Raw genomic sequence first — 4,153 nt, 5'->3', positions numbered from 1 at the left:
GGATGCCGAGGACTACAGCAAGACCGAAATCGCGCCGATGCTGCGGGATACGCCGGTGCTGAAAGAAATTGCGGGGGAGGCGAAAGCCAAAGACAGTGGCCAGACCATTCTTAAGAAGCAGTTTTCCAACGGGGCCAACTTGACTCTGGTGGGGGCTAACTCACCGGGCGGTTTTCGCCGTATCACCTGTCGCATCATCCTGTTTGATGAAGTGGACGGTTACCCCTCGGGGGGCGCGGGTGCGGAAGGTGACCAGATAGCGCTGGGTATCAAGCGCTCTGAAACCTTCTGGAACCGGAAAATTGTACTCGGTTCAACCCCGACCGTAAAAGAGACCAGTCGGATAGAAAAAGCCTTCAAGGACAGCGATCAGCGCTACTACTACGTCCCCTGTCCACATTGTGGTGAGTTTCAGGTGCTGGAATGGGGCGGTCCTGATACCCCCTATGGCATCAAGTGGGATAAAGACAGCAATGACAATGGCTTGCCGGATACTGCCTATTACGTCTGCCGTCATCATGGCTGTGTCATTCAGGACAGCGATAAGCCCGGCATGATCAAACAGGGCGAATGGCGAGCTAGTCAGTCATTTAAAGGCCATGCCGGTTTTCATATCTGGGCGGGGTACAGCCTGTTCCCGAATGCGGCGTGGAAATATCTGGTGGCCGAATGGTTGCGGGTGAAAGACGATCCGTTAATGCGCCAGACGTTCATTAACCTGGTATTGGGTGAACCCTATGAAGACCGGGGCGAAAAAGCCCTCAGTGAGCGTAAGTTACTGGAGCGCTGCGAAGTCTGGGCGGCGGAAGTGCCGGATGGTGTTGCGGTAATCACGGCTGGCATCGATACCCAAGATGACCGCTTTGAAATTGAAGTGGTGGGCTGGGGGCGTAGCGAAGAAAGCTGGTCGATTGCCCATGATGTGATTGAAGGTGATCTGGAAACAGACGAGCCGTGGGAACGTCTCGATGCGTATCTTAAACAAATATGGCGCCGGGCTGATGGTCGGGGCTTTGCGATTATCGCGGCTTGCATGGATTCCGGCGGTCATCATACGCAAAAAGTGTATGACTTTTGCCGTGCTCGTTTAGGTCGTCGTATTTGGGCGATCAAAGGGGAGTCGGCGCGGGGTGGAAAACGTTCTCCGGTGTGGCCCACCAAGCGCATTACTTCACGGTCTAAATCCAGTTTTAAACCGATTATCATTGGCGTGAATGCCGCTAAAGATACTGTTCGTGGTCGGTTACACATTGAGCCGCCAGAGAATACAGATCCGGCTCCCTCTTATATGCATTTCCCTATTGATCGTGATTTGCATTATTTCAGTCAGTTATTGGCCGAGCGGTCGGTGATCCCGGTAGTGCCAACGAAGCACTCGACTGTCGTGTTTATAGTTATGCAGCGATGCGGCTTGATGTACATGGGGCTGAAACTGAATGCGTTGGCAGACAATATCGCCGGTAATCCTGATCGGTTAATCACACCCCCGGCACAACCGGAAATAAAAACCAATCTGCGTTTCCCCGGAGCCATTATTCCTCAGTCAACGGAGGAAAAGCCCAAACGGAAGCCTATGTCACAGCTTTTGCCCTAAGGAGAGTCAATGCAAAGAACCAGTCTGCTGACCGGCATGAGCCGTGAGCAGTTAAAAACAGCCCTCGGTACCGCTCAGCAAGCGTATATTGAACTGTCGACCGGCGCTAAAGGGGTCTCATTTTCGTATACGCAAGGTGACGGGACGCGCTCCGTGTCGTATCAGCAAACCAGTCTGGGTGATTTATTGGCGCTCATTCAGGCAATACAAACCGAACTGGGAATGACGACCCGGCGACCAATCAGGGTGAGATACTAATGAGCGTTAAAATTTTAGGACCCAATGGTGAGCCATTGCCGCCCTCGAATGCCAAATTGAAATTTAACGCCTTATCGGGCAGCGGGCGCATTCCGTATGATGCCGCCGACTCATCCAGCGACCAGCTGGCGAACTGGCAACCGGCACTGTGGTCACCGGATAATGAAATCAATATTTACCGCGAGTATATAAAATTTATGTTTAACAGGGTTTAACGTGTGTTCATGTTGTTTCCAATGGATTGAAAAAAAAGATAATTTAATTTTTTTATGTCTTGACGCTTTTTTACCTGTTCTGGCTGTTGCAGTACTTTGCGTATTGCAATGTGTATTGCAAAATAAAACAAGGTTCATTCAATGGCGGTCAATAAACTCAGTGATAAAAAGCTCAAATCCTTGTACGGTAAACCTGTTGAAAAACAACAGACGATAGCGGACGGGAACGGGTTATCAATCAGATTAAGTAAACAAGGGACAATCAGCTTTGTTTTCTTTTACCGCCTGTATGGGCGTGAAAGTGCGCCGATATGGTTAACATTGGGTAAATACCCCGATTTAAGCCTTAAAGTTGCAAGAGAGCAAAGAGATAAATGCCGGGCATGGTTAGCTGAAGGGAAAGATCCACGAATACAAATAAAAATAATAAAAGAAGACACTTTAAAGCCAGTAACAGTAAAAGATGCGATAGAGTATTGGATCAATAACTATGCTATTAACAAACGTAAAGCAGCACTGCGTATTAGAAGTTATTTATGCAAACATATTTATTCAGAGATCGGCGATGTTCCATTAAATGATTGCTCACTGACTATGTGGATTAAGTGCTTTGACAAAATCAAAATGAAATCCCCTGTACAAGCTGGTGACATGTTAAGAATATCACAACAGGCATTGAAATTTTGTCGGGTAAGAAAGTACGCAATCAGTCATGAGATTGATGATTTAAAAGTTGAAGATGTTGGTAAGAGATCTAGCAAGAGAGATAGAGTGCTAACAAGTGATGAATTGCGTGATTTATGGTTTTATGTGAATAAAGAATATAATAATCACATTATTTCGCATGAATATAGAGTTATTTTTAGATTTTTAATTGTTTTTGGTTGCAGGATATCAGAAATATTATTATCAACATGGGATGAATGGGATTTGCTAAATAATATTTGGAGAGTGCCACCCAAGCACAGTAAGAACGGCAAGGAAATAATTAGACCGATACCCGATAGTTTTAAAAGTTGGTTGCTTCTATTACATAAGTCAACAAAAAATAGAGGCTATGTTATTGGATTCAGCATGGGGCAATCCACAGCCAGCTCAGTTACTGGGGCGATATGGAAGAGATTAAATCACAAAGAAAATTGGACAGCTCACGATATGCGGAGAGTGCTTGCCACAAATTTAAGTGATAATAATTTTGAACATAACGTGGTTGAGCAATTATTGGGCCATTCATTAAGTGGAGTGGTTGGAATATATAATAGAAGCAAATATATTGAGCAAAAGAGATGTGCCCTCAACTGGTGGGTTGGTTATTTAGATTCATTAATTGAAAAAGAGGAAATGAAAGATGATAAATATATTAACTCGTGAGGAATTGGAGGGATTAGATGGAATTGATAGGCTAATCAGAACGGAAGAATGCGAATGGCTAACCTCATTAGATAGTCAATACATCCGCAAACTTGAGAAAAAAGGGGAGTTTCCTGCCAAAATAACGATAGGCCCACAAACTAAAGTTTATCGATTATCTGAGATTCAGGCATGGATAAAAGGCACTTGGAAGCCAGAATAAAATCAGACATCATTTAAATTAATAATAACCTCGCTCGCGGGGTTTTTTATTTTGGAGAATATAAAAATATGGCAATGAAATTTACATCACCGACACCACAAGAACGACAATTAATTTTAAATGAGTATGGTGAGAAATATGATCGCCGAATCAGAGAAAAAGAATGTGAGCACCTTTCCAGTTTATCGCGTTCTCGTCGTTGGGTATTAGAAGAAGAGGGGAAGTTTCCTAAACGTGTCCCATTGGGGCGTAATTCCGTCTCATGGTTATTAAGTGATGTTTTATGGTGGATACGTAACCCGCCAACAGTAGACAACGTAAATAACCCCTATAGCCGAAAATCGAATTAATTAAGACAGGGTAAAACGATGACATCTAAAAATATGACTTTAAATGGTCAGGGGCTTGCTCACGCTGAAAACAACCAAGAGCCTATTTTGGTTCAGCACAAAGAGAGCCGAAAAAAGAATTATGCCGAAATGATCCCGTTAACTATGGGAACTATTAACGGGA

5 protein-coding genes and 1 pseudogene are annotated in these 4,153 nt (G+C 44.5%); all 6 read left to right on the top strand.

Annotated features, from left to right (window positions below):
• Positions 1-1,594, top strand: a pseudogene (locus tag Xhom_RS18940) (phage terminase large subunit family protein); the annotation flags it as partial.
• 9 nt (positions 1,595-1,603) lie between these two features.
• Positions 1,604-1,852: a gpW family head-tail joining protein gene (gene gpW, locus Xhom_RS18935; RefSeq protein ID WP_069314972.1), complete on the top strand. Its 249-nt coding sequence runs from the start codon at positions 1,604-1,606 to the stop codon at positions 1,850-1,852.
• On the top strand, positions 1,852-2,067 hold the full coding sequence (locus Xhom_RS18930; RefSeq protein WP_069314973.1) for a hypothetical protein: 216 nt from the start codon (positions 1,852-1,854) through the stop codon (positions 2,065-2,067). The genes gpW and Xhom_RS18930 overlap by 1 nt, the downstream gene beginning before the upstream one ends.
• A 141-nt stretch (positions 2,068-2,208) precedes the next feature.
• Positions 2,209-3,438: a tyrosine-type recombinase/integrase gene (locus tag Xhom_RS18925; protein ID WP_069314974.1), complete on the top strand. Its 1,230-nt coding sequence runs from the start codon at positions 2,209-2,211 to the stop codon at positions 3,436-3,438.
• Positions 3,416-3,640, top strand: a complete 225-nt coding sequence (locus tag Xhom_RS18920) for a helix-turn-helix transcriptional regulator (protein ID WP_069314975.1) — start codon at positions 3,416-3,418, stop codon at positions 3,638-3,640. Before Xhom_RS18925 ends, Xhom_RS18920 begins: the two co-directional genes overlap by 23 nt.
• A gap of 68 nt (positions 3,641-3,708) precedes the next feature.
• Complete coding sequence (locus Xhom_RS18915; RefSeq protein ID WP_069314976.1) at positions 3,709-3,990, top strand: helix-turn-helix transcriptional regulator; 282 nt, start codon at positions 3,709-3,711, stop codon at positions 3,988-3,990.
• Positions 3,991-4,153 lie beyond the last annotated feature (163 nt).

This window comes from Xenorhabdus hominickii (genome assembly GCF_002632725.1).
Taxonomy (GTDB): Bacteria; Pseudomonadota; Gammaproteobacteria; order Enterobacterales; family Enterobacteriaceae; genus Xenorhabdus; species Xenorhabdus hominickii.
Note: the sequence above shows the minus strand (reverse complement) of the source record. Positions and strands in the feature narration are given on the sequence as shown.